The 25608-nt window shown below is 72.5% G+C and carries 23 protein-coding genes; 10 read left to right on the top strand and 13 right to left on the bottom strand.

Features of this window, described 5'->3' with window-relative positions; all coding sequences use genetic code 11:
• Positions 1 to 65: 65 nt before the first annotated feature.
• Entirely contained in the window at positions 66 to 695 is a 630-nt protein-coding gene (locus BV907_RS07085) for a hypothetical protein (RefSeq protein ID WP_139346652.1), read from the top strand.
• Here the strand turns inward: BV907_RS07085 and trhO are convergent.
• A complete protein-coding gene (trhO, locus tag BV907_RS07080) occupies positions 682 to 1611 on the bottom strand; it encodes an oxygen-dependent tRNA uridine(34) hydroxylase TrhO (RefSeq protein ID WP_077489022.1) in 930 nt (309 codons plus the stop codon). The genes BV907_RS07085 and trhO overlap by 14 nt on opposite strands.
• A 94-nt stretch (positions 1612 to 1705) precedes the next feature.
• On the opposite strand from trhO, the gene BV907_RS07075 reads away from it, so the two are divergent.
• Both BV907_RS07075 and BV907_RS07070 read left to right on the top strand, forming a co-directional pair.
• Complete coding sequence (locus tag BV907_RS07075) at positions 1706 to 2392, top strand: GNAT family N-acetyltransferase (protein WP_077489105.1); 687 nt, start codon at positions 1706 to 1708, stop codon at positions 2390 to 2392.
• A gap of 131 nt (positions 2393 to 2523) precedes the next feature.
• Complete coding sequence (locus BV907_RS07070; RefSeq protein WP_077489021.1) at positions 2524 to 4875, top strand: DEAD/DEAH box helicase; 2352 nt, start codon at positions 2524 to 2526, stop codon at positions 4873 to 4875.
• 196 nt (positions 4876 to 5071) lie between these two features.
• On the opposite strand, the gene BV907_RS07065 is transcribed toward BV907_RS07070, so the two are convergent.
• From BV907_RS07065 to ssd, 7 genes are all read right to left on the bottom strand, one after another.
• A complete protein-coding gene (locus BV907_RS07065) occupies positions 5072 to 5479 on the bottom strand; it encodes an Rv3654c family TadE-like protein (protein WP_077489020.1) in 408 nt (135 codons plus the stop codon).
• Positions 5476 to 5859 (bottom strand): TadE family type IV pilus minor pilin, encoded by a 384-nt coding sequence (locus BV907_RS07060; RefSeq protein ID WP_077489019.1) that lies wholly within the window; start codon positions 5857 to 5859, stop codon positions 5476 to 5478. Before BV907_RS07060 ends, BV907_RS07065 begins: the two co-directional genes overlap by 4 nt.
• Positions 5856 to 6290 (bottom strand): DUF4244 domain-containing protein, encoded by a 435-nt coding sequence (locus tag BV907_RS19315; RefSeq protein ID WP_245827834.1) that lies wholly within the window; start codon positions 6288 to 6290, stop codon positions 5856 to 5858. Before BV907_RS19315 ends, BV907_RS07060 begins: the two co-directional genes overlap by 4 nt.
• Before the next feature lie 106 nt (positions 6291 to 6396).
• Entirely contained in the window at positions 6397 to 7029 is a 633-nt protein-coding gene (locus tag BV907_RS07050) for a type II secretion system F family protein (protein WP_077489018.1), read from the bottom strand.
• Positions 7026 to 7919, bottom strand: a complete 894-nt coding sequence (locus tag BV907_RS07045; RefSeq protein WP_077489017.1) for a type II secretion system F family protein — start codon at positions 7917 to 7919, stop codon at positions 7026 to 7028. Before BV907_RS07045 ends, BV907_RS07050 begins: the two co-directional genes overlap by 4 nt.
• The gene (locus tag BV907_RS07040; protein WP_077489016.1) at positions 7916 to 9109 is read right to left on the bottom strand and encodes a TadA family conjugal transfer-associated ATPase; all 1194 of its coding nucleotides are present in this window, start codon (positions 9107 to 9109) and stop codon (positions 7916 to 7918) included. Before BV907_RS07040 ends, BV907_RS07045 begins: the two co-directional genes overlap by 4 nt.
• Positions 9106 to 10251: a septum site-determining protein Ssd gene (ssd, locus tag BV907_RS07035; protein ID WP_077489015.1), complete on the bottom strand. Its 1146-nt coding sequence runs from the start codon at positions 10249 to 10251 to the stop codon at positions 9106 to 9108. Before ssd ends, BV907_RS07040 begins: the two co-directional genes overlap by 4 nt.
• Before the next feature lie 121 nt (positions 10252 to 10372).
• On the opposite strand from ssd, the gene BV907_RS07030 reads away from it, so the two are divergent.
• The gene (locus BV907_RS07030) at positions 10373 to 12040 is read left to right on the top strand and encodes a bifunctional 3'-5' exonuclease/DNA polymerase (RefSeq protein WP_077489014.1); all 1668 of its coding nucleotides are present in this window, start codon (positions 10373 to 10375) and stop codon (positions 12038 to 12040) included.
• Positions 12041 to 12081: 41 nt separating this feature from the next.
• Here BV907_RS07030 and BV907_RS07025 read toward each other — a convergent pair whose 3' ends face one another.
• The 3 genes from BV907_RS07025 to BV907_RS07015 are packed head-to-tail and all read right to left on the bottom strand — an operon-like array spanning position 12082 to position 15301.
• Positions 12082 to 12759, bottom strand: a complete 678-nt coding sequence (locus BV907_RS07025) for an NUDIX hydrolase (RefSeq protein ID WP_077489013.1) — start codon at positions 12757 to 12759, stop codon at positions 12082 to 12084.
• Positions 12756 to 13616: an endonuclease III gene (gene nth, locus BV907_RS07020; RefSeq protein ID WP_077489103.1), complete on the bottom strand. Its 861-nt coding sequence runs from the start codon at positions 13614 to 13616 to the stop codon at positions 12756 to 12758. The genes BV907_RS07025 and nth overlap by 4 nt, the downstream gene beginning before the upstream one ends.
• The gene (locus tag BV907_RS07015) at positions 13613 to 15301 is read right to left on the bottom strand and encodes an MFS transporter (RefSeq protein ID WP_077489012.1); all 1689 of its coding nucleotides are present in this window, start codon (positions 15299 to 15301) and stop codon (positions 13613 to 13615) included. The genes nth and BV907_RS07015 overlap by 4 nt, the downstream gene beginning before the upstream one ends.
• 299 nt (positions 15302 to 15600) lie before the next feature.
• On the opposite strand from BV907_RS07015, the gene acs reads away from it, so the two are divergent.
• The 3 genes from acs to BV907_RS07000 all read left to right on the top strand — a co-directional run bounded on the left by acs (position 15601) and on the right by BV907_RS07000 (position 19804).
• Positions 15601 to 17577 (top strand): acetate--CoA ligase, encoded by a 1977-nt coding sequence (gene acs, locus BV907_RS07010; RefSeq protein WP_077489011.1) that lies wholly within the window; start codon positions 15601 to 15603, stop codon positions 17575 to 17577.
• Positions 17578 to 17718: 141 nt separating this feature from the next.
• Entirely contained in the window at positions 17719 to 18786 is a 1068-nt protein-coding gene (locus BV907_RS07005; protein ID WP_077489010.1) for a DUF1266 domain-containing protein, read from the top strand.
• Entirely contained in the window at positions 18761 to 19804 is a 1044-nt protein-coding gene (locus BV907_RS07000) for a DUF1266 domain-containing protein (RefSeq protein WP_077489009.1), read from the top strand. The genes BV907_RS07005 and BV907_RS07000 overlap by 26 nt, the downstream gene beginning before the upstream one ends.
• A gap of 30 nt (positions 19805 to 19834) precedes the next feature.
• Here BV907_RS07000 and BV907_RS06995 read toward each other — a convergent pair whose 3' ends face one another.
• Positions 19835 to 20857, bottom strand: a complete 1023-nt coding sequence (locus BV907_RS06995) for a LacI family DNA-binding transcriptional regulator (RefSeq protein WP_077489008.1) — start codon at positions 20855 to 20857, stop codon at positions 19835 to 19837.
• A 1-nt stretch (position 20858) separates the two neighbouring features.
• Positions 20859 to 22118 (bottom strand): Gfo/Idh/MocA family protein, encoded by a 1260-nt coding sequence (locus BV907_RS06990; RefSeq protein ID WP_077489007.1) that lies wholly within the window; start codon positions 22116 to 22118, stop codon positions 20859 to 20861.
• 156 nt (positions 22119 to 22274) lie between these two features.
• Here BV907_RS06990 and BV907_RS06985 point away from each other — a divergent pair, with 156 nt between their 5' ends.
• The 3 genes from BV907_RS06985 to BV907_RS06975 form a co-directional block, all read left to right on the top strand.
• On the top strand, positions 22275 to 23243 hold the full coding sequence (locus tag BV907_RS06985) for a carbohydrate ABC transporter permease (protein WP_077489006.1): 969 nt from the start codon (positions 22275 to 22277) through the stop codon (positions 23241 to 23243).
• A 10-nt stretch (positions 23244 to 23253) separates the two neighbouring features.
• Positions 23254 to 24192 carry a carbohydrate ABC transporter permease gene (locus BV907_RS06980; protein ID WP_077489005.1) on the top strand — a complete coding sequence of 313 codons (939 nt, stop codon included), beginning with the start codon at positions 23254 to 23256 and terminating at the stop codon, positions 24190 to 24192.
• Between the two features lie 72 nt (positions 24193 to 24264).
• A partial coding sequence (locus tag BV907_RS06975) for an ABC transporter substrate-binding protein (protein WP_139346659.1) occupies positions 24265 to 25608 on the top strand: 1344 nt, incomplete at its 3' end.

The raw sequence follows: 25608 nt of genomic DNA, 5'->3' as shown, positions 1-25608 counted from the left end.
GGCGGGGGCGGCCCGCACGTGGTGGCCGCGTGCGTGGCGGTGCGCTGCGTGCGCAGAATGGACGTGTGGTCGGTCAGAGCCAGCACGGGTTCCGCAGGAGCGGTCCCCGCCGTCGTGCGCGCGCCGCGGCGGAAGCCGCGACCATGGCGGTGCTCTCGGCCTGCGCGGCTGCCTGGCTCACCGGGTGCGCCTACACGTACGACGACGGCCTCCCTCCCCTCGGGCAGCGCGAGGCGTCCGCGAGCGCGGCGGCCGAGGCCAGCGCGTCGGCGGCTGCAGCTGCGGCGTCGGCGGCGGCGCAGGGCCGGGGCCGGGGCTGGTACCCGCAGAACGCCCCGCTCGACGAGCTCTTCGAGGGCCGCGTCCTGCGATCGTGGGCGCGGGCGATGCTCCCGGACGAGAGCGGCCTGTCGCTCGACTTCGGCGCGGCCGCCCTGCGGCCGGGCACCCCGCCCCAGACCCTCCATGCCGCGGCCCCCGCGGGGACGGCGACCGTGCGGTTCGTGTGCCGGGGCCCCGGGGCCGCTAGCGTGACAGTGCGCGTCGGGGACGCCGTGCCGCTCGCGCTGGACTTCGGCTGCGGCCGTGCCCACGCGCGCGTCATCACGGTGCCGGAGGCGGGCACCGTCGAGATCGTCTTCGCCGCCGTCGGGGATGCGCCGTCGAACGTCGCCTTCCGGCTCACTCGCCCCTGAGCGCGGCGGGCGCGGGCGCGTCCGCGCCCGTGCAGCCGCCCGGGCACACGAGCGGCTCGCGCGAGGCGGCGCAGCCTGCGCAGTAGAGCGTCAGCTCCCGGCAGGCCGGATTGGCGCAGTTGTGGAAGTCGCTCGCGGGCGACTCGCACCGGGCGCAGCTGCCGATCGTGGCCGCCTCCGGGCTGAACTCGAGGCGCATGCGCCGGTCGAAGACGTACAGCGACCCTTCCCACAGCCCCGCGTCCCCGAACTGCTCGCCGTAGCGGACGATCCCGCCGTCGAGCTGGTAGACCTCCCGGAAGCCGCGGCGGCGCATGTGCGCCGTGAGGACCTCGCAGCGGACCCCGCCCGTGCAGTACGTGACCACCGGCTGGTCCTTGAGGGCGTCGTACTTGCCCGAGTCGAGCTCGGCCAGGAAGTCGTGCGTCGTGGAGGTGTCGGGGACGACGGCGCCCTTGAACCGGCCGATCTGTGCCTCGAACGCGTTGCGCCCGTCGAAGAAGACGACCTCGCGGCCCGAAGCACGGCCCTCGTCGACGAGCTCGTGGAGCTGCCGCGGCGTGAGCCGCTCTCCCCCACCGACGACCCCGCCCTCGTCCACGACGAGCTCCCCCGGAGCCCCGAAGGTGACGAGCTCGGGGCGGACCTTGACGGACAGCCGGGGGAAGTCCTCGGCCCCTCCCTCGGACCATTTGACGTCGATGCCGCGGAACCCGGGGTACTCCTTCGTGGTGCGCACGTAGCGCTTGACGGCGCCGAGCTCCCCGCCCACGGTGGCGTTGATGCCGTCCGGGGAGACGATGATGCGGCCCGTGAGCCCGAGGCCCTCGCACAGGGTGCGCTGCCACAGCCGGACGGCCTCCGGATCGGGGAGCGGAGTGAAGCAGTAGAAGAGGACGATTCGGTGCAGGGCCACCCATCAAGGGTACGCGTGCGGGCGCCATGAACCGCCGGTGACAGTTGAGTCACGGGGCTTATCAGGCCCCATCCCGGCCGGTATGGTCATCGCTATGGGAGAGGCATCGCTGAGCGAACTTCTGGACATCTGGGTCGACGGGTGGGCCTCCACGCGCCGCTACGACGTGCGCAGCGTGGGCTCCTTCAGGGCCGTCCACCTCGCCGACAAGTCCGGGGACTGGGAGGCCTTCGCGGCCGATCCCAGCGACGAGGAGTTTGCGACCCTCGCGGCATTCGTCGCGGAGGCCCCGCCGCGGATCCTCACCGTCCTCACCGAGGACCATGTCCGCTACCGGGCCCTCGCCGAGCAGCACGGCCTCGTCGTCCTCGGCGCCGACCAGGAGCTGATGGTCATGGACTTCGAGGGCAAGGACGTCGAAGAGCCATGGCTCAACGACGACGATCTCAAGCTCACGACTGACATCGAGGACCACAGCGCGACCGTGACCGTCACGACCGACGCCGGCGTGCTCGCCGCCCGCGGCCACGTGGCCGTGGCCCACGGCTATGCGGTGTTCGACCGGATCGTCACCGAGCCCGCGTTCCGGCGTCGGGGCCTCGGCAGCTTCGTCATGCGGGCCCTCACGGCCGCGATGAGCGAGCACGACCTCGAGCAGGGCCTCCTCATCGCCTCGACCGACGGGCAGCACCTGTACCACCACCTCGGCTGGAGCGACGTCTCCGGCGTCCTGATGCTCACCAACCCCGGCACGACCGAGGGCGCGTCGCTCAGCGACTGATTCCGGGCGTCCTATCCCCCGCGCGGGGAACTGATTCCTGGGGTCCCGTCCCCGGGGATTGGACCCCCGCCGTCCGAGGGTCGATCCCCTCGCACGAGTCGGGGACCTCCCCCTGCTGGCAGAATGCTTCCGTGGCCGCGCACGACTCGCTGATCCCCCTTCTGGGCCGTTCCCCGGCCCCGGAGCAGCTGCGGCACGTCCACACCATCCCCGCCCGCGAGGCCCTGCATGCACCGTGGCCGGAGTGGGCGCACCCCGACCTCATTGAGGCGTATTCGCGGCTGGGCATCCACGAGCCGTACACGCATCAGGCCGAGGCGGCGGCCCGCGCCCACGCGGGCGAGCACGTCGTGCTGGCCACGGGGACTGCCTCCGGGAAGTCCCTGGCCTACCAGCTTCCCGCGCTGGACGCCGTGCACCGGGCAGAGCTGCGGGTCGCGGCCGAGCCGGGCCGCCTCCATGCGGACGGGGCCGTGGTCCTGTACCTCTCGCCGACCAAGGCGCTCGCCGCGGACCAGCTCGCCGCCATCCGGGCCCTCCGGCTCCAGACGGTGCGCGCCGAGACCTACGACGGCGACACCGACCCCTCCGCGCGGCGCTGGATCCGCGAGCACGCGAACGTCATCCTGGCCAACCCCGACATGCTCCACTTCGGGATCCTGCCGAACCACGCCTGGTGGGCCGGGTTCTTCCGCCGTCTGCGCTATGTGGTCATCGACGAGGCCCACTCGTACCGCGGAGTGTTCGGCTCCCACGTGGCGAACCTCCTGCGCCGGCTGCGGCGGGTCTGCGCCCACTACGGCTCGGAGCCGATCTTCGTCGCCGCGTCGGCCACGTCCGGGGATCCCGAAGCCTCTGTCTCGCGGCTCATCGGCGCCCCCGTCACGGCGGTCACCGAGGACGGCTCGCCGCACGGGTCTACCGAGGTGGCCTTCTGGGAGCCCGGCCTCACGGAGGCCAAGGGCGAGAACGGTGCCCCTCAGCGCCGCACGGCGATCGCGGAGACCGCGGACCTGCTGACGAACCTCGTCTCCTCGCGCGTCCGCTCCATCGCCTTCATCAAGTCGCGCCGCGGTGCCGAGGCGATCGCATCGATCTCCCAGCGCCTCCTCGACGAGGTCGACCCGAGCCTGCCGGGACGAGTCGCGGCCTACCGCTCGGGATACCTCCCCGAGGAGCGGCGCGAGCTCGAGCAGCGGCTGCGCTCGGGCGAGCTCCTGGGCGTCGCGAGCACCTCGGCCCTCGAGCTCGGGATCGACATCGCCGGCCTCGACGCCGTCCTCGTGGCCGGCTGGCCCGGGACCCGTGCGTCGCTCTTCCAGCAGATCGGCCGCGCGGGGCGGACCGGGCAGGAGGCGCTGGCCGCCTTCGTGGCGAGCGACGACCCGCTCGACACGTACCTCGTCAACCACCCCGAGGCCATCTTCGACGTCTCGGTCGAGGCCACGGTCCTCGACCCATCGAACCCGTACGTGCTCGGCCCGCACCTCTGCGCGGCGGCCGCGGAGAAGCCCATAGCGGCCGCGGATCTCGACCTGTTCGGGCCCACCGCGGAGTCCCTGCTCGGCCAGCTCGAGGCACAGGGCTATCTGCGGAGGCGGCCCTCGGGCTGGTTCTGGACCCACCCCGAGAGCGCCGCGGCCATGGTGAACCTGCGCGCCAGCGGCGGCGGGCCCGTGAGCATCATCGAAGCCGACACCGGGCTGGTCCTCGGCTCGATGGACTCGCCCCAGACGCACTACCAGGCCCATCAGGGCGCGATCTACGTGCACCAGGGTGCGAGCTACCTCGTCGAGGAGCTCAACGAGGCCGAGCACTGCGTCGTCGTCCGGCGGGTTAACCCGGACTACTACACGACGGCACGGGATGTCACGACCGTTGAGGTCCTGAGCGGACTGCGCTCCGAGCAGTGGGGCCCGGTCGGCGTCCACTTCGGCGAGGTCAAGGTCACCACTCAAGTTGTCTCCTTCCAGCGCAAGGCGCTGATCTCCAACGAGGTCCTCGGCGAGGAGCCCCTCGACCTGGGGGCACGGGACCTCTTCACGAAGGCCGTGTGGATCACCGTGCCTGGCCGTACGCTTGCCAGCGCCGGGCTCATCGAGGCGCAGTTCCCGGGCGCCCTGCACGCGGCCGAGCACGCCGCCATCGGCCTCCTCCCGCTCGTCGCCTCGAGCGACCGCTGGGACGTCGGCGGCGTCTCCACGGCGCTGCACGCGGACACGGAGGAACCCACGATCTTCGTGTACGACGGACACCCGGGCGGGGCTGGCTTCGCCGAACGCGGCTACGACAGGGTCCGGGAATGGCTCACCGCGACCAAGCAGGCCATCGAGGGCTGCGAATGCGAGTCGGGCTGCCCGTCGTGCGTCCAGAGCCCCAAGTGCGGGAACAAGAACAACCCCCTGGACAAGTCCGGAGCCGTGACGCTCCTCGGCGCTGTGCTGAGCCACGCCGGGTCCGCCCCAGCACGGGCGGCGGGCTGACCGCACCCCGGCCATCGGCGGCGAGTTGACCCCGCGCCCCGCGAGGGCCCCAACTCCCGCGGACGGCGGCCGACCGCAAGCCGGGCGCGGCCGGTGAGCCTGACCGCACGTCCCGCGAGGGCCGCAGCAAAGGCGTTCCCTCTTGAACGGTGAGACCGCCGCGCGACCGATCCGAACCGGCGCCGGTCGGAGGCGCTCACGGCGGCGGCCCTGCCCGGGCTCGGCCAAGCACGGGACCCAAGAGCGGCCCGCCGTCGACATTCACGACGACCCTGACGGTGCTGCCCGGAATCTCGACCTCGCACGAGACCACCGACGCCGCGTTCAGGCCGGCCGCCTCCGACGCCACGGCGCACGCACTGCCGGGCCTGAGGCCGCGCTCGGCGTCGGCCGCCGCAAGGGCCGCGAGGTCCGCCGCGGAGGCCGACCGGGACGAGACTGCGAGCGCCTGCCCGAGAAGGCCGACGGCCCCGCACGCGGCGATGATCAGCAGGCCGAGGCCGAGTGCCAGGATCGTTCCTGCGCCCCGCTCGCCGAGGCGGCTCGGACGGCCCGGCGTCGGGGGCCGGGCTACGCCGTCCCCGTGCAGATCATGGCGGCTCATGGCGTTCCCTCGACGGCCAGGCTCGCCGCCGCGCTGGCCCGGAGGCCCGCCGCGGCGGCGACCGAACCGGGCACCGGAAGCGTCACCCGGACGGTGACGATTCTGCCTGCCGCCTCGACCGTGTGGGTGGCCTCCGGCCCGGCCACCCTGGCCACCTCGCGGCCTGCCCCGTCCGTTCCCTCCCCTCTGGCCACGCTGCGTGCGCCGGCCCGAGCCGCCTCCTCGGCGCGCACCGCGGACACACCGGCGGCAGCGGCGCTCAGCAGCACCCCGAGGAGGACGATCACGGCCGGGATGGCCACCGCGAACTCTGCCGTGACGGCGCCCCGCGAGGCTGACGGACCGCCGGCGGGCCCGGCGGCCCCACGGAGGCGCCTCACGGCATTGCCAGCGCCGCGCGGATGATGCCCAGGAGGAAGCCCCGGACCTCGTCGCTGCGCAGGATGACCACGAGGAGTCCGGCGAAGGCCACGGCGCCGAGGGTGGCGATGGCGTACTCCGCGGTCGCCATGCCGTGCTGGCCGGACGCGCGTGTGCCGAGCCACAGCCGGAGGAGTTGCGCGCGCACCGCCCAGCGGCGGCGGGCCCGGCGCAGGCCGCGGAATGCAGCCCCTGAGGCCCCCTGCGCGGCTGTGGCACGGCTGCGCGTTGGGGTGTGGGGTCGGGCGGAGTCGGCACCAGCCACGGGCCGCCAAGCGTCGCCGGAGCCGGGGTAGAGCTCGATGACCTGGGCGAGGCCCTCGGACCGGGAGGGCTCGAGAACGGGGCTGGCCTCGGGTGAGGCGGGAGGCTCGCAGGAAGTGGTGGGCATGGACATGGTTCCTCCTTCATCGCAGCCCCGCCGGATGGCGGGGACGGGCGCACCGCGGTCAGCGGCGCCTCCTGCCGCGTGATGCGGCAGGACGTGTGTGTGGCGGTCAGCCGCCGGGAAGCATCGCGAGGAGCACGGGGATGACTCCGAGGCACAGGAAGGCTGGGAGGGAGCACACGCCGAGCGGGACGACGAGCCTGACTCCGAGGGCCGCCGCCCGCCGCTCGAGCTCCCGATGGCGGGTCCGGCGGAGCTGCCTCGCACGGGCGAAGAGGAGCTCAGCCGAAGGGGCCCCGGTCCCTGCGGCGAAATGCAGGGCGTCCTTGAGCTCGCCGAGGACGGTCCGGGGCTCGGTTTGCGGCCAGGCGCTGTCCCAGCCCACGCCGAGTCGGAGTGCCGCCGCGACGCGTGCGAGGGGGCGTGCTGAGGCACCCGCCGCCGGAGCCACGACCTCGAGAGCGCGGGCAACGGGCAGGCCTGCCTGGAGCATGGAACCGATGAGTTCGAGCAGGAGCGAGGCGTCCTCGTGGCCGCTGGGCCAGCTGGCCTGAAGACGGCGTGAAAGGCGCGGTGGCACCGGATCCGGCGAGGCGCCCTCGCAGTGGCGTCGGGCCAGCCCCCGACGGGTCCCGGTCCCGAGGCCGAGCCCCCGGCGAAGCCCGCGCGACGGAGCGGCTAGCCACAGGGCTGCGGCCGCGATGGCTGCAGCGATCCCGACGCACAGGGGGAGGATGCTCATCGCTCCTCCGATGCCGCATTCACGAGCCTTGAGGACCACCATCGGCCCACAAGCATGAGGAGGGCCCCGAGGCCGAGGCAGCCTGCCCCGAGGGGCGTCGAGATCAGGAGCCCGAATGGGTCTGCACCCATGAGGATGCCAAGACCGAGGCCAGCCACCGGGAGCACACTCAGGACCTTCGCCGTCGCCTTCGGCCCGGCCAGCGCCACGGCGCGGGCCGCGGCGGCGTCGGCGTCTGCCTCGAAGTGGGCAGCGAGCCGGTCGAGCACTGCCGCCAGCGGCGAGCCTGAAGCCTCCGCTGTCTCGACGCACGCCGCGACGTTGCCCCAGATTGCGGCAGGGCGCCCGCCCGCGCCGCCGAGAGGCACCGCCCCGGGGGCGGCTCCGGCCGCAGTCCGGATGGCTGCGCCCACCGGGCGGCCGAGGGATGCCGCCCGGGCAGCGCCTGCAAGGACCTTCGAACTCGTCTCCTCCCACGTGGCACCCGTCCGGCCGACGCGGCCGGGGCGCCCTCCTGGGGGTGGAGTCGCCGCGCCGCGGAGCATCCTCTCCCGGCCCCGACGGTCCCCGCCGCCGCGGCCCGCTCCGGCGTCCGAGGCGCTGATGGCCGCGGCTTGGGCCCACAGGTGGGCGGGGGAACGTCCGGCCCTCAGGAGCGCCGCGATCTGGGCAACGAGGAGCGAGGCCCGCTGGAGGTCCTCCGCGAGCCCGTAGGATCCCCGGCGCCGGACGCCCGAGCGGCCCCGCCCTGTACCGAGCCGTCCGGGCGGCAGAGCGCCGGGGCGGCCGGCCGCCGGCACCGCGGCCGGTCCCCGCCGGACGGGGCGCAGGAGCAGTGCGGCGCCGAACAGGGCCGACGCGACGATGGCCGCCGAGGCGAGGGCGCTCATGCGACAGCTCCGAGGCGGCGCAGCCCCAGCCCCAGCATCGACGCGAGGTCAGCCCATCCGGGACCCTGCCGGCACGCGCCGCTTCCGCCGTCGCCCTCGCGGACGAGGGCGTCGCGGATGGCCAGACGGCCCCGTCCCTCGCCCACGACGGCGATGCTGGCGACCCGGCGGCCCGCGGGAGTGCGCTCGAGGTGCACGACAGCCTCGAGCGCGCTGGCGGCCTGGAGCGCAGTCGCCTCCGGGGTCAGTCCGGCGAGGGCCCCGAGGGCCGTGAGCCGGGCGACGACGGACTCGGCAGCGTTGGCATGGATGGTCCCGGCCCCGCTGTGGCCTGTGTTGAGGGCGGCCAGGAGCTCCCTGACCTCGGCGCCGCGGCACTCCCCCACCACGAGCCAGTCTGGCCTCATCCTCAGGGCCTGGCGGACGAGCTCGGCCAGGTCGACGCGGCCCGCGCCCTCCACGTTCCCATGCCGTGCCTCGAGGGTCACCGTGTGACCGTGGGCGGGCACGAGCTCGGCGGCGTCCTCGACGAGGACGACGCGCTCGTCGCCCGGCACGAGGCCCAGGAGCGTGCTGAGGAGCGTCGTCTTGCCTGCGCCCGTGGCTCCGCTGACGAGGAAGCTGCGCCGCTGGACGACGAGGGCCTCGAGGACCTCCCGCTGGGCCGGCAGCACCGTGCCCGCCGCTTCGAGCTCGTCCAGGGTCAGGGTCCGTTCGCGGCTGATCCGCACCGACAGGAGTGTGCCTGTGATCGAGACGGGCGGCAGGACGGCGTGGACGCGGTACCCGCCGGGCAGACGCACGTCAACACACGGGCTGCTGTCGTCGAGGCGGCGTCCGCCGACGGCGACAAGCCTGACGGCGAGCGCTCGCACCGCGTCCTCCGTGGGGAAGGATGCACCGCTGGCACGCTCAAGCCCGCGTCCACGGTCGACCCACACATCCCCGGGCCCGTTGACGAAGATGTCCGTGACGTGAGGATCGTTCGCCAGGCCTTGGAGCGGGCCCAGCCCCCGGAGCTCGGCGGCGATGGCATCGATCGCTGCGAGGGTCCCGGCCGTGCCAAGAAGTCGGCCGCTCGCCTGCACGGCGGCCGCGATCCTCGCCGGTGTCACCGGCCCCGGTTCGGCCAGCACAGAGCTCCGGACGGCGTCGAGGAGCTCGTCGTCGACGACGCCCTGCGGCCTCATGGCCGCCTCCTGCGGCTGGCGGGCCCGCGCCCGGGGCGCAGTGCGTCATCCTCATCCGCTGACAGGACAGGTGCTGCGACGGCCTCGGCGAGCCTGCGCACGTCGCGGCGCCGGGAGAGCTCGAGGAGCCGGCCGGACTCGGCGGCCGAGACCGCTCGCCGCAGGGTGGGGATTCGCCCCACGAGGGGGCAGCCGATGGCGTCGGCGAGCTGCTCTGCGTCCACGCCGTCGGCGCCGCGGCCGCGCACGAGAGCCCCGACCGGGGCAGGCGGGAGCTCGTGGACCAGCTGCGACGCCGAGAGCACGCCGCCCAGCCGGCTGGGGACCACCACGAGGAGGCGGTCGCTGGCCCAGGCGAAGTCCTCGATGGCCTCGCGGCCGCGGCCCACGTCCACGATGACGACGTCGAAGGCCGAGCGGGCGGCGTCGAGAGCCCCGACGACGGCGGCAGACGGCACCATGGCAGCCCGGCCCGCCCCAGCGGGCCAGGACAGGAGGGCGAGGCCGCCGACCCGCGGGAGGGAGGCCTCGAGCTGGTCCGGGTTGATCGGGCCGCTCGCGGCCGCCACGTCGGGCCAGTGGAGACCCTCCGGCGCGCGGGCGCTCACGCCAAGCTCGAGCCCTCCCCCGAGGCGGTCACCGTCGACGAGAAGCGTGCGGCTGCCGGCGAGGGAAGCGGCTCCGGCGAGCAGGGCCGCCGTTGTGCTCGCGCCCGCGCCGCCGCAGCCGCCGACGATGCCGAGGACACTCCCCTGGACGATGCCCGTGTGCCGGCGCCCGAGGAACTCAGCGAGCCAGCCGGCCGCCTCCGGGAGTTCGGCGACGTGCTCGACGCCGAGGGACGCGGCCCGCGTCCACAGCAGCGCCCGGTCCTCGCCGCGCCCCACGAGGATGACGTCGTGGCGCCGCTGCGGCGGTAGGTCCCCGACGTCGGCCCCGAGGAGCACGAGCGCGCCGCCCGCCCACAGGTGGCCTGCCTCCTCCGCCGTCGACACCGCATCGAAGCCGAGCCCGGCCGCGGCGGCGACGCGGGCGCAGTCCTCGCGGAGCGCGGCGTCGGCAGTGATGCAGCAGACCACTGCCCCGTCGTCGGGGATCCAGGCCTCCCCGATGGTCCCCGTGCCCAGCTGTTCCGTTGCCATGCCCCAACCCTCGCCTCGGTCGCCAGGACGCGGAACCGGCCCCCGCGGCTATGTGGACAACACGCCGGAGCGACTGCTGTGGAGGACGAATCCTGTCCGCGCGCCCGGGAGAATGGTGGGCATGCATGTGCTCGTCGCCTCCGCCCCGGACGGCAGCGTGTTCCTGCAGCGGCTCGACGCCGCGGGCCGCCCGGCCGCTCCGCCCGAGCACCTCGCGCGGGACGGCCTCGCGGGTGCTGTGCGCAGGATCGAGGCGGCAGAACGGCCCCGCTGGGTCTGGCGGAGGACGCCCGACTGGTACTCCCAGCTCCTCGCCGGGGATGTTCCGCTAGGACGCTGCCACGACCTGTCGCTGTGCGCAGGCATCCTCGCGCACTCGTCCTACACCACGGGCTACGTCCCCGGGACCGCGGTCGCGGCGGCGGGCCATCCTGCACCGCCCCATGCCCTGCCCCCCGCGCCGCTCTCGCCGCACCAGGGCTCGCTCTTCGATCACGCCGCGCCGGCCGGTCCGCCACCCGAGGCGCTCGCGGCCGAGTTCGCCGAGCAGCTGGCAGCCGTCTCCCGGTCGCCGCACCGGCCGCGGCTCGCCCTCCTCCTCGCCGCCGAGTCCGCCGGATCGCTCGCCGCCGCCGAGATGCAGCACGCTGGGGTGCCCTGGGACGCACGCGTGCACGACGGCGTCCTCGCCGAACGGCTCGGCCCGCGCCCGCCTGCGGGGTCGAGGCCGGCCCTCCTCGAGGCGAAGGCTGCCGAGCTCCGGGCCCTCCTGGGCGCCCCCGGCATGAACCCGGATTCCCCCCAGGAGCTCATGCGCGCCCTGCACCGGGCCGGGATCGAGGCGCGCACGACCCGAGCGTGGGAGCTCAGGGAGTACTCGCACCCGGCCATCGCCCCGCTGCTCGAGTACAAGAAGATGGCGCGGCTCCTCACGGCCAACGGCTGGGCCTGGCTCGACGCGTGGGTCTCCGACGGGAGGTTGCGGCCCGAGTACGTGGTGGGCGGGGTCGTGACCGGCCGATGGTCGTCCCGGGGCGGCGGGGCGCTGCAGATCCCGGCCCAGGTCCGGTCCGCGGCGCGGGCGCTTCCCGGGCACCGGCTCGTCGTCGCGGACGCCTCTCAGCTCGAGCCGCGGGTCCTCGCGGCCCTCGCCCGCGACGAGGCGATGGCCTCCGCGGCCCGCGGCAGAGACCTGTATGCGGGGATCGCCGCCGCGGGCTTCGGCGGCGACCGGGGCCGGGCGAAGGTCGCGCTGCTCGGTGCGATCTACGGCGCGACGACGGGCGAGTCCGGCCGGCTCATGCCCCAGCTCGCGCGGCTCTACCCGCGCGCCGTCGGCTTCGTCGAGCAGGCGGCGCGCGACGGCGAGCGCGGCCTCACCGTGACGACCCACCTCGGACGCAGCACCCCCGCGCCGTCGGAGCGCTGGCTTGCCTCACAGCGCACGGCCACCTCCGAGGAGCAGCGCCGGGCCGACACGATCGCGCGGGACCGGGGGCGCTTCACCCGCAACTTCGTCGTGCAGGGCACCGCGGCCGAGTGGGCCGAATGCTGGATCGCCGAGCTGCGGCTCCGGCTGCTCGGGCTCCGGCGCAAGGGCCTGCGCGCCGAGCTCGTCTACTTCCTCCACGACGAGGTCATGCTCCACGCCGAGGCGGCGGCCGCCGACGCGTGCGCCGAGGCGGTCGAGGAAGCCGCGCGGTCCGCGGGCCGCCTGCTGTTCCCGGGCGTGCCCGTGGAATTCCCGCTGAGCGTCGCCGTCGTCGAGTCGTACGACCAGGCGAAGTAGCCCGCCGCGGGCGCCGTCGCACAGCGGACCCCCCTGCAGCGCTAGGGCCGGACGGGATGCTCGCGGCTGCGGTCCCACGGCACGGCCCAGCCGAGGGCCTCGAAGAGGGAGTCGAGCACCATGGCCGTGAAGCCCCACACGAGGACTCCGTTGACCGTGAACGCCGGGCTCGCGAACCGGGCACCGCCGCGGTGCAGGACGGCCATGACACGGTTCTCCGGATCCAGGAGGTCCCGCACGGGCGTGCGGAACACCTGTGCCGACTCCCCATAGTCGACGACGCCGACCGCCGACGGCGAGGACCACCACGCGATGACCGGGGAGACGAGGAAGCCCGTGAACGCCATGCCGAGCGGTGGCAGCTCGCCCAGGATGTCCACGCCTTTCGGGTCGAGGCCCGTCTCCTCCTGGGCCTCGCGGAGGGCGCACTCCACGAGCGTGGCGTCCTCCGGGTCCCGGCCTCCCCCGGGAAAGGCCACCTGTCCGGGATGCGATCCGAGCGTTGCTGCCCGCTCGAGCAGGAGCACGTCGAGCTCCGCGGGGGCCAGCGGCCGCTGCGAGACCGCGGGGACGTCGTCGAGGGCCCCAAAGAGCACGAGGACCGCCGCGGCGCGAGAGGGTCCTTTGAGCGTCTTCGGGTGCCAGCGGCGGTCGAACGGGTCCCTCCTGCCGGCGGTGATGTCCGCGACGAGCGCCTCGAGGTCCGCGCGGGCGCTCACACGTTCTCCCCCGACCCGTCGGCGGGGCGCACGGCAGCGGCGGCCTCAGTGCGCTGCCGGATCGCGGCCGCCCGGTCCGAGGAGGCGACCATCTCCGCTCTCAGCTCCTCCTTGCCGGGAGCCAGCTCGAAGCGCAGGAGCCGCCGCGCCTTCTCCGGGTCGGTCTCGCCGGAGCCGTACGAGGGGCACAGGGAGGCCACCGGGCACGCGCCGCAGGCCGGCCGGCGTGCCAGGCACACGCGGCGTCCGTGGAAGACGACGCGGTGGGAGAGCATCGTCCAGTCGGCCGGTTCGAAGAGCTCCATGACGTCACGCTCGACGACGACCGGATCGTCCGAGGCCGTCCAGCCGAACCGCTTGGCGAGCCGCCCGAAGTGGGTGTCGACGGTGATGCCCGGGACACCGAAGGCGTTGCCCAGCACGACGTTCGCCGTCTTGCGCCCGACCCCTGGGAGGGTGACGAGCTCGGCCAGGGTTCCGGGGACCACGCCGTCGAACTCGTCGACGATCCGGGCGGACAGGGCGTGCAGGCTTTTGGCCTTGGCACGGAAGAAGCCTGTCGGGCGGATGATCTCCTCGAGATCGACGAGCTGGGCCTCGCTCATGGCTCGGGCGTCCGGGTACCGGGCGAACAGGACAGGCGTCACCTGGTTCACCCGGACATCCGTGGTCTGCGCGCTGAGCACTGTCGCGACGAGCAGACCGAAGGGGTCGCTGAAGTCGAGTTCGGCGTGGGCGTAAGGGTACGCCTCGGCGAGCACGCGGTTGATCCTTCGGGCCCGCCGCTTGAGGGCGAGGGGCGACTCGTCCGGACTGAGCCGGCGCCCGCGGGGGGCCTGCGCCGCCGTCGCGCTCAGCCCCGCTCGATTCCGGAGAGCTCCCGCAGGACTCCGACGCGCCCGTCCGTGTTCTGCACGACGAACTCGTGCCCCCTGTCCTGCAGGGCGAGGATCCACTGCCCCGGCTCGAGGACGAAGAGCGGCTCGCCGGTCATCGGGTCCACGGCCGTGCGCGGTTGGCTCACGGCGAACCAGAAGGCCTCGTAGTGCTGGGCGGGCTCCTCGAACGGACGGCTGGCCCCGATGCTCTCGGGTCCCCCGACGGTTCCGGCCCCGGCACCCGCGGCGGACGGGAACACCGCCGTCGCCGGGGCGGCGGTCTCGGGCGCGCCATAGGCCTCGCCGTCGGCCTGCGCGTACGTGCCCCCGCCGAGCATCGGGTCGACCTGCTCGTGCGCGCGCCCGGCGACCGGCTCAGGCTCCCGCTCCGGCTCCGGGATCGGCGCGGGCTCGCGCTCGGCGACTGGCGCGGGCTCGGCGACCTGCTCGGGTTCTCCGGGCGCACTGACCGCGCTCGGGGCGGTGCCGGGGGCGGCGGCCGCCGCCCGTGCGTCCTCTGCGATCCGGTCCAGCAGCTGCCTGCCGTTCTCCCGCTCGACGTCCGCGTGGGGGGCCCCCGAGGGCATGGCCACGGTCTCCGGGCCCGCGGCCTCGGGCGCGGGCACCTCGGGTGCACCGCCAGCAGCGGCCGGCGCCGCCTCGGCGGGCTCCTGAACGGGCTTCTGGGCGGGCGCCGGACGCCGGACGTCGGCTGCCTCCGCGCCCGCACCCTCGGGGGCCCCGAGGCCGGCCGTACGTTCGGGCTCCTCGGACTCGACGGGCTCAGGGGCAGCGGCACCGCGCACGTCCGCGGCCTCCTGGGCCGCAGTCTCGTGGGCGGAGTCGGGCCGGCCGACGTCGTCGGCCGACGGTGTGACCGCGGCGGCGGCCGCGCGCGGCGTCTCGCCGGCCTCGCGGACACCGGCTCCGGCGACGCCGGCACCAGCCGCTGCGGCACCCGCCCCCGCGGCAGAGGCGCCCCAGCCGGCGCCGAACCACGCGGCGGACCGCTCGTCGTCATCCGTCGGGGACTTCTGGGGGCGGGCGGGGCCGGAGACCGCCCCCACCGGCGCGGGCGCCTCCGAGCCGACGGGTCGGTGGACGGGCTGGACGGCGTCCCGGGCCACGACGTGGGCGGGGGTCGCGGTGCGACCGTCGAAGTCACCGGCGAAGGGCGGGATGACGCGGGCGGCGGTCGTCGCGGCGACGAGCGCGATGCCGCCGAGGAGCCCGACGACGGCCCCGGGCGTGAACGTCGTGACCGTGAACACGAAGTAGTACGACCCGGACAGCACCGCCGCGACCGACGCGAATTGGTCCACGGACAGCGAGCCGACGCGCAGTGAGCGCCGCGGCTCGAGCCGGCGCCAGACGAAGAGCCCCGCCGCGGCGGCCGGGAGCAGGAACCCGATGGCGAGGAAGAAGATGTTCTGCGCGTTCCACAGGTTCAGCAGCACGTTGCGCTGCAGGAGCGGCAGAAGCGAACCGACGAACGTGATGAGCACGCCGCCCAGCAGGGTCAGGTCGCGGACGGTGAACGGCCCGAGGACCGCCTCGTTCCGGTGGCGCTCGCCGGGGCCGGGGTGGCCCGCCGCGCCGTGCTGGCCGGCGCCGGGTCCCCCGGGCCGGGACTGCTCCGACGGGCCGTGGCTCGCTTCAGACATGGTCACTCCTTCGCCTTATCCTCTATGGTCAGCCTAGCCAACCGCGCGGGCCCCACCTAGACGCCGTTTCGAAGCCGCCACTGCGCGGAAGGCGACCGCTCGCCGTCGTGCGTCTACCGCCCACCGCAGGGCAGGGGCCGCCGGGCGCCGAGGTGTGATGCACGCAACGTCCGGGCTACCCAGTTGGCGCTAGGGTGGGAGCAGGCAGCGGTGTGCTCGACCTCACAGCCGCGCGGGTCCGTCCCGTGCGGCGGGACGGCGCCGCTGGAGACCGCGAGGAACGAGCCGAAAGGACTCCCATGTCCCAGGAAACCGTCAAAGGAGACGCCTTCGAGAACCTGCTCCACGAGGAGCGCCAGTTCCCGCCGTCGCCCGAGTTCGCCGCAGCCGCCAACCTCGGCGAGGGCATCTACGCCGAGGCCTCCGGGGACCGGGCCGCGTTCTGGGCGCAGCAGGCCCGCGAGCTGCTGACCTGGTCGAAGGACTTCGGCCAGGCCCTGGACTGGTCGGAGCCGCCCTTCGCGAAGTGGTTCGTCGGCGGCGAGGTCAACGCCGCGTACAACGCCTTGGACCGGCACGTCGAGAACGGGCTCGGGGACCGGGTCGCGATCCACTTCGAGGGCGAGCCCGGCGACTCCGAGACCATCACCTACGCCGAGCTGACCGAGCGGGTCAAGCGCGCGGCGAACGCGTTCGAGTCCCTCGGCGTGGCCAAGGGCGACCGCGTCGCGGTGTACCTGCCGATGATCCCCGAGGCCGTCGTGACCATGCTCGCGTGCGCGCGGATCGGCGCCGTCCACTCGGTCGTGTTCGGCGGCTTCTCCGCGGACGCGCTCCGCAGCCGGATCGACGACGCCGAGGCGAAGCTCGTCGTGACCGCGGACGGCACGTTCCGCCGCGGCAAGCCGTCCTCGCTCAAGCCGGCCGTGGACGAGGCCCTCTCCGCCCCGGGGCACACGGTCGAGCACGTCGTCGTCGTCCGCCGCAACGGCCAGGACATCGCCTGGACCGAGGGCCGCGACCTGCACTGGTCCGAGCTCCTCGCCGACGCCTCGCCGGAGCACACCGCCGTCGGGCACGACGCCGAGCACCCGCTCTTCATCCTCTACACCTCCGGCACGACCGGGAAGCCCAAGGGCATCCTGCACACGACCGGCGGCTTCCTGACCCAGACCGCGTTCACGCACTCCGCGGTGTTCGACCTCAAGCCCGAGACCGACGTGTACTGGTGCACGGCCGACGTCGGCTGGGTCACCGGGCACTCGTACGTCGCCTACGCGCCGCTCGTCAACGGCGCGACTCAGGTCATGTACGAGGGCACCCCGGACTCGCCGCACCAGGGCCGCTGGTGGGAGATCGTGCAGAAGTACAAGGTCTCGATCCTCTACACCGCCCCCACGGCGATCCGGACCTTCATGAAGTGGGGCCGCGAGATCCCGGACAAGTACGACCTCTCCAGCATCCGCGTCCTCGGCACGGTCGGCGAGCCGATCAACCCCGAGGCATGGATGTGGTACCGGGACGTGATCGGGGGCGGTGCCGCGCCGATCGTTGACACGTGGTGGCAGACCGAGACAGGGGCGATGATGATCGCCCCGCTCCCCGGCGTGACCGCGACCAAGCCGGGATCCGCGCAGGTCCCGCTCCCCGGGATCGCGGTGGACGTCGTCGACGAGTCCGGGAACTCCGTGCCCAACGGCCACGGCGGCTTCCTCGTGGTGCGCGAGCCCTGGCCCTCCATGCTCCGCACGATCTGGGGCGACCCGGAGCGGTTCAAGGACACCTACTGGTCCCGGTTCGAGGGCATGTACTTCGCCGGAGACGGCGCGAAGAAGGACGAGGACGGCGACATCTGGCTCCTCGGCCGCGTCGACGACGTCATGAACGTCTCCGGCCATCGCCTCTCGACGACCGAGATCGAGTCCGCGCTCGTCTCCCACCCGTGGGTCGCCGAGGCCGCCGTCGTCGGCGCCGCGGACGAGACCACCGGCCAGGCCGTCGTCGCGTTCGTCATCCTGCGCGCCGACGCCCAGACCCGTAGCACTGACAATGCCGACGACGCCTCCGCCGAGCTGCGGGCGCACGTCGGGAAGGAGATCGGCCCGATCGCCAAGCCCAGGCACGTGCTCATCGTCCCCGAGCTGCCCAAGACCCGCTCCGGGAAGATCATGCGCCGCCTCCTCAAGGACGTCGCGGAGGGCCGCGACCCCGGCGACGCCACGACCCTCGCCGACCCGAGCGTCATGCAGCAGATCGCGGCGGACCTGCGGAAGTAGCCGCCCGCCCCGGGCTAAGTCTTACGGACGACGGCGGCGCCTCACCCGAGTGGGTGGGTCGCCGCCGTCGTCGTCCTGTATCAATCTGTGTGGCTTCAGCCTTATAGTGTGTGACCTAGCGCACGGCTTGTGGGGGTAGTCATGCTTCAGAACCACTACGGTGAACAGGAATTTCCGGTCCGTCGTCGGCGGCGGTACGCCGATGAGGTCTCTGCACGGATGAGCGATTCCGAGCGACGCCGCCGCATCCTTCTCAACGTGGCAACCCGCCTCGGGGCGCTCGTCCTCATCTTCGTCGGCTTCGTGCTCGTGGTGGATCTGCGCAGCCCGGTCAGCGGCCCGGTTGGCTTGATGCTCGGCATCGTTGCGTTCGCCGGCGCCGCAGCACTCCCCGTGCTCTACCTGAAGACCTACGGCATGGGGCTCTGGGGTCTGGCCAAGCGCGAACAGGAGGACTACATCAGGCGCAGCGGGCGGAAGCCCGTGACCGACGAGCAGCAACGCCTCCTCTCGCTCGGCGCCGCGGGCGACGCCGCCGACGGAACCTGGAACTCGTCTCTCGCGTGGGGCCCGACATGGCAGTTCATGGACGAGGAGTCCCGTTCGCGGCATCGGGCAGAAGCCGGGTGGTCGCCCTATCGGCTTCTTGACCTTGTCGACCCTGACCTGCTGCGCGACAGCCTGGACGCAGCGTTCCGCATCACGCGGCCCGCCGGCGTCAGGCCCGCTCTGGACCGGGTCTTGGCCTCCGACAGCATCAGCGCCAGATTCCTCTCGGCCGTCTCGGACGAACATCAGGGCCCGACCGTCGTGAACGACCTCGCCGAGCGCTCCGGATGGCCCCCGGATCGGATCCGTTCCCTGACCGAAGCCGTGGATGGCCGGCCGCCGCGTCTCCTCTGGGCCGGGGATGTCGAACGGGCGGTGCGGATGATCCGCACGTGCTACATGACGGGGCTTCTGGACGAACCCCAGGCGTGGGACTTTCTGGCTGAATGCCAGGCCGTGGCGAATGAGTTCTACAGCGATTTCGAGGAATACCTCGAGCATGTGCGTCTGGCTGATATAGCCCGCACGGGAAACGGCGTGGCCAGCGGCGCTGTCATGGAGATCCTGACCCGCTGCGGATGGCCAGCCGCAACGGTCCATCCACACTTCAGACCATCACAGAGGAAGGTGGGGCATGACGCTGCAGAATCATCCGGGTGATCGGGAGTTCCCCGTCGCATGGCGCTGGCGCTTCCGGAAGCTCCGCGCAGACGCGATCCAGCCCCGCGAGGCCAAGATCTGGCGAGGCGTGAAGATCTCGGCAGCGGCCGCCGCGTTTGTCACCGTGCTCGTCCTGAAGCTGCTGGCCTTACCGTCCTCAACCTTCCTGGTGGTCATCGTGGCCGCCATGTGGGCCTATTGGATCGTGGACCTGATCGAGGACGCCACGGTCGCAGGGCAGCCACTGCGAGAGCAGCGACGGTACATCGACATCACGGGCCATCGCGCGCTCTCCGGGCGCCAGCAGCAGCTCCTCGCACTCAGTGCGCAGGACGACTTTGCGCGCGGCCTGTGGAACTCGTCGCTCGAGTACAGACCCGCAGCGGTAGCGGTGTCAGGTTGGAAGCCCGGGGACGAAGCGCCGAAGGGCCTCACCCTCCTGCGCCCCATCGAGCCGGAGGCCCTGCGGATGGGCCTGCTGGACCACGAGACCGGCAGACTGACGGCCTTCGACGAGCGTCTGGGCAGCCAACTTGCGGACGAAAGCGTGAGCTGGCAACTCCTCGGCACCCTTGAGGGACCGGGCCGCGCGGAGGCTGCGGCGAGACTGGCACGCATCCTCTCAACGTCGCCCGATCACGTGGTGGACGTTGCCTCGAGCGAGCCCGGGCGCCCGCCAAAGCTCGCGTGGGCCCTCGACGTCCAGCGGGCCGTCGATCTGGCCCGCGTCTACTACATGGCGGGTGTCCTCACTGAAGAGGAGGCCTGGGACAGGATCGAGGATGTCGCGCGGATCGCGACCGGACTCTTCTCAAGCTGGGACGAGTATTGGGACAACCTCCGCATCGGCGTCGCATTCGCATCCAACGACCTCGCAACTGTCCGCGAGTTCGATGCGCTCCGGGAGAAGTTCAAGACCAGCTCCTGGCCAGCAGCGTCTGTACCGTTCCCGCAGCCCACGCGCGCCGGACTTCCGCCGTCGGTCCAGGCCATGAGACCGCCCTCCCCCGAACGCTGAGGCCGCAGGGCACAGGCCGGAAGGGCGAATTCAGCAGCCGCACGAGCTCCTGAGCACGAGCTCGACGGGGAAGATCTGGCTCTGGGTGGGCTTGCCGGTCTCGGCGTCGATGAGGGCGTCCACGGCGGCGCGCGCCATCGCCTCGACCGGCTGCGCGACGGTGCTCAGCGGGGGCCAGCTGTACTCCGCCTCGGCCGAGCCGTCGAAGGAGAAGATCGCGAGGTCCTCGGGGATCCGCAGACCGGCCTCATGGACCGCGCGCAGGAGCCCGACGGCCTGGAGGTCGGAGCTGACGAACACGGCGGAGGGCCTGTCGGCGGAGGCGATGAGGTCCTGCCCTGCGCGGTAGCCGCCGTCGCGCGTGAACGGCACCCGCAGCACCGGCCCCTCCGGCAGCCCGGCCTCCCGGACGCCCTGGCGCCAGCCGACCTCGCGCGCATCGAGGTCGCCGCCGGTGTTCGTGCCCATGACGAGCCCGACCCGCCGGTGGCCGTGGCCCACGAGGTGCTCGACGGCCAGGCGCCCGCCGTCCTGGAAGGCGACGCCGACCGAGTTGAAGCCGGGGCTCTCGGCGCTGTGGTTGAGCAGAACGGCGGGGATCTCGGCCTGCTCGAGGTCCGTCAGGTCCGGCTCGAAGAGCACGCTGCAGAGGAAGACGCCGTCGACCCTGCGCCCCACGAGGTTCTCGACGAGCCGCCGCTCGGTGCGCAGGGAGCCGTCGGAGTCGGCCAGAAGCATCGCGTAGCCGCGCTCCGCGGCGGCAACCTCCACGGCCCGGGCGAGCGAGGCGAAGAACGGGTTGGTCGCATCCGGGACCACCATGCCAAGCATCTCCGACGAGCCCAGCTTGAGCGCACGTGCGGCCGCGTTGGGCCGGTAGCCGAGGGCCGCGATGGCCTGCCGCACCTTGGCCTCCGTCGCGGGCGAGACCCGCTTCGGCCCGCCGTTCATCACATAGCTGACGACGGCGGTGCTCACGCCGGCGAGCCGGGCAACGTCCTTGCGGGTGACGGCCGGCTTGGCGGGAGCGGGCTGGTGCGGCATGGCGACCATGCTATCGGCGTTCCTGCACGGCCTCGCGCGGGGCCTCCGCTGCGAGGCCCCGGCTCCCGGGCGCCGCGGGGGCGTCGCCGAAGTCCGCGACGGGGATCCGCTCGCCGCCGCGGAGGGCCGATTCGTGGGCGGCGATTCCCGGGAGCGTGTAGCGGGCCGCCTCCCAGGCATTGACCGCCGGGAGGGTGCCGTTCACGACGGCGGTCGCGAAGTCGTCGACGAGGAAGTGGTGGCTGCCCTCGTGCCCGTTGGGCAGCCCGCGCAGCTCGGCGGGGAGCCGCCCGGCGTCGTGCACCGGGGCGAGGCCCGAGACGAAGGCCTCGCGCAGGGCGGGGGCGACGTCGGCGAGCGAGGGGTCGTCGAGGTCCACCGCGCGCTCGGCCCTGAGCTGGGCCGAGACGTCCTCAAAGCCCTCCCTGTCCTGCCACACCGCGGACTCGACGAGCTGCTCGAAGCTGCCCTCGGTGCCGAAGTAGCGGAAGCGGCTCTCGCGCACGTGGGAGGGGTAGCCGACGCGGCGGAACTCGTTGATGCGCATCGAGCCGCCCCCCGCGAGCTCGAAGAGGGCGGTCGCGTTCGAGAAGTCGTTGCCGAACATGCTCACCCCGCGGTCGAAGACTCCGTCCCCGCGCTCGTCCGGCACCCCGATGCAGCTCACGCTCACGGCATGTCCGCCGATCGCCCCGAGCACACCGCCCACCGAGTGGGTCGGGTAGAGCATGGGTGGGTAGCTCGCGGTCCGCTTCCAGTCCGCACCGCCCGAGTACTGGTAGGCCTCGTAGAAGCCGAGGTCCATGTCGTGGACGTAGTCGCCCTCCGCGTAGAAGATGCGGCCGAAGGCTCCCTCGTGATGGCGGCGGCGCGCATACACGGTCGCGGGGTTGTAGTAGCTCGTCTCGCCCATCATGTAGGTCAGGCCGCTCTCGCGGACGGCCTCGATGATCTCGGCGACCTCGCCCTCGCTGATCGCCATGGGCACGGCCGAGTACACGTGCTTGCCGGCCCGCAGGGCCTCGACGACGAGCGGGCCGTGCGTCCAGCGCTGGGTGAAGATCGCGACGGCGTCCAGGCCGTCGTCGTCGAGCATCGCGCCGAAGCTCGGGTAGGTGCCGGCGAGGCCTAGGCGCCCCGCGAGCGCCTCCGCGCGCTCGGGAAGGACGTCCGTGACGTGGACGGCGGAGATCTGCGGATGGGCGGCGAAGAGCTTGGCGAACTGGCCGGCGAACTGCCCCGCGCCGACGATGCCGAGGGTGAAGGTCATGCGCTGAGTCTCGCAAGGTTTTCTACTCGAGTCAATGCCTTGCGCCGACCGACCGGACAGTAGGCATGATTCCGGGGATCAACCCTTGCATGGCGGTCGGTTACTCGTGTAGATTCTTCACCAGCTGTTAGCCACATCACACCCGGAGGATCGATGATGACCACCACCACCGCCAGCGGCGCCCCGGCCCGCAGGGCGCCCGGGAGGGCCTCGCGCAGTACGCCCTCGGGGGCGGAGACACCACGCCGCGCACGGCCCTTCGGCGGGGACTTCAAGGTCGCCATGCTCTTCATCGCCCCGGCGATGATCGGCTTCGTCGCCTTCTTCCTCGTCCCCACCCTCCGCGGCATCTACCTGAGCTTCACGGAGTACAGCATCCTCGGCGACCCGGAATGGGTCGGGGCGAAGAACTACGCGACTCTCGCGAAGGACCCGCTCTTCTGGAACGCCTTGGGGGTCACGGCCCAGTACGTCGTGATCAACATCGCCCTCCAGACCGTCCTGGCCCTCGGGATCGCACTCCTCATGGACCGCGTCGCACGGTCCACCCTCATCCGCGGCACGCTCCTGCTGCCGTACCTCATGTCCAACGTCATCGCGGCCCTCCTCTGGTTCTGGATGCTCGACTACCAGATCGGCATCGTGAACCAGCTCATCGAGGGCCTCGGCCTGCCCCGCGTCGCCTTCTTCGGCAGCGAGGCCTGGGCCATCCCCACCCAGGCGCTCATCAACACGTGGCGGCACATGGGCTACACGGCCCTGCTGATCTTCGCGGGACTCCAGGCCATCCCGAGGCACGTTTACGAGGTCGCGAACCTCGACGGCGCCTCGCCGTTCCAGACCTTCCGGAAGATCACGCTCCCGCTCCTGCGGCCCGTGCTCGTCCTCGTGCTCGTCGTGACCGTCATCGGCTCATTCCAGGTCTTCGACACGGTCGCCGTCACGACTGGCGGCGGCCCGGTCAACGCGACCCGCGTGATCCAGTACTACATCGTCCAGAAGGCGTTCACGGAGTCGGACTTCGGCTACGCCTCGGCGATCGCCGTCATCCTCTTCCTCATCCTCGCCCTCGTGGCCTTCATCCAGATGAAGTTCCTCAAGGGCAACGAGTCGGACCTGGACTAAGGAGCCCAGCATGACCACCGCCACCAGCCACGCACCGCGGGCCGCGGCCGGCCGCCCGGCCGCCGCCCGCCGTCGTCCGGTCCCCTGGGGCCGCGCCGGCGCCTGGGCCCTCCTGGTCCTGGCCATCCTCGTCACCGTGCTGCCGTTCTACTGGGTGCTGCGCACGTCCCTGTCCACCAACGGGGCGCTCGCCGCGAGCTCCGGCAGCCTGTTCCCGGCGGAGTTCAGCCTCGGCGCGTTCAAGCGCGTCTTCGGCCTCCAGACCGCCTCCGAGGCGATCGCCGAGGGCGGCTCCGGCGCCGCGATCGACTTCTGGGTCTACCTGCGGAACTCGGTCCTCTTCGCCTCGATCACGACGGCGGGCGCGGTCTTCTTCAGCGCGATGGCCGCCTATGCCTTCGCCCGCCTCCGCTGGAGGGGACGCAACCTGGTGTTCAGCCTCTTCCTCGGCACGATGCTCGTCCCGCCGATCTTCACCGCGCTGCCGAACTTCCTGCTCATCAAGAACCTCGGCCTGCTCAACTCGATGCTCGGGCTCGTGCTGCCGTATGTGTTCATGACGCCGTTCGCGATCTTCTTCCTGCGCCAGTTCTTCCTCAACATGTCCCGCGAGGTCGAGGAGGCGGCGATGCTCGACGGCGCGAAGCACCTGCGGATCTTCTTCCAGATCATCCTGCCCAACGCCGCCGCCCCGATCGCGACTCTTGCGCTCCTGACCTTCATCGGCCAGTGGAACGAGTACTTCTGGCCGCTCCTCGTCACCACGGAGCCGGACGCCCGCGTCCTCCAGGTCGGCCTCGGCGTCTTCAAGTCCCAGTCCCCGCAGGGCGCACCCGACTGGTCGGGCCTCATGGCAGCGACCCTCGTCTCGGCCCTTCCCGTCCTGATCCTCTTCGCGGCCTTCGGCAAGAAGATCGTCAACTCCATCGGCTTCTCGGGCATCAAGTAGCCCGTCAAGCTCCCCAGACCAGACCCCCACCCCCTCACCCACCACACCCATGTCCTGAAAGGACCCCGGAAGATGAACAAGCTGGCACACAAGGCCTGGGGCGCCGTCGCCCTCGCGGCCGCCGCCTCCCTCGCCCTCTCCGCCTGCGGGAGCGGAAGCTCCGGCGGCGGCGACTCGGCCGCGGGAGAAATCAGCTACTGGCTCTGGGACGCGAACCAGCTCCCCGCCTACGAGCAGTGCGCCGAGGACTTCACGAAGGCCAACCCGGACATCACGGTCAAGGTCACCCAGCGCGGCTGGGACGACTACTGGGGCACGCTGACGAACTCCTTCGTGGCCGGAACCGCCCCGGACGTCTTCACCGACCACCTCTCGAAGTACCCCGAGTATGCCGGCAAGAAGCAGCTCCTGGCCCTCGACGACGCCGTCTCCAAGGACAACGTGGACCTCGGCCAGTACAACGAGGGCCTCGCCGACCTGTGGGTCGGCCAGGACGGCAAGCGCTACGGCCTGCCGAAGGACTGGGACACCGTGGCCCTGTTCTACAACAAGAAGATGCTCGCCGATGCCGGGATCTCCGAGGAGCAGATGCGGAGCCTCACCTGGAACCCCCAGGACGGCGGCTCCTACGAGAAGGTCATCGCCCACCTGACGGTGGACAAGAACGGCGTCCGCGGCGACGAGCCCGGCTTCGACAAGAACAACGTCGCGGTCTACGGACTCGGCCTCGAGTCCTCCGGCTCCGGCCAGGGCCAGACCCAGTGGAGCTTCCTGGCCGCAACGCTCGGCTGGACGCACACGGACAAGAACCCGTGGGGCACCGAGTTCCAGTACGACGACCCCGCGTTCCAGGAGGCCATCGCGTGGTGGGCCGGCCTGGCCGAGAAGGGCTACATGCCCAAGCTCGAGACGACCGTCGGGGCGTCCGTCGCGGACACCTTCGCCGCGGGCAAGGCCGCGATCAACACGAACGGATCGTGGATGATCGGGCAGTACACGGGCTACCAGGGCGTCGAGGTCGGCATCGCCCCGACCCCCACGGGCCCGAGCGGCGAGCGTGCGTCGATGTTCAACGGCCTCGCAGACTCGATCTGGGCCGGCACCAAGAAGAAGGACGCCGCCCTCAAGTGGGTCGAATACCTCGGCTCGGCGGCCTGCCAGGACGTCGTCGCGTCCAAGGCCGTCGTCTTCCCGGCCGTGAAGTCCTCCTCCGAGAAGGCCGCCGAGGCGTTCAAGGCCAAGGGCGTGGACGTCTCCGCCTTCACCCAGCAGGTCGAGGACAAGACGACCTTCCTCTTCCCCATCGCGGACAATGCCGCGAAGGTTGATGGCATCATGAAGCCCGCCATGGACGCGGTCGTCTCGGGCAAGGCCCCGGCCAGCTCGCTGAGCCAGGCCAACGAGCAGGTCAACGCC

Source organism: Sinomonas mesophila (assembly GCF_001999765.1).
Taxonomy (GTDB): domain Bacteria; phylum Actinomycetota; class Actinomycetes; order Actinomycetales; family Micrococcaceae; genus Sinomonas; species Sinomonas mesophila.
Note: the sequence above shows the minus strand (reverse complement) of the source record. Positions and strands in the feature narration are given on the sequence as shown.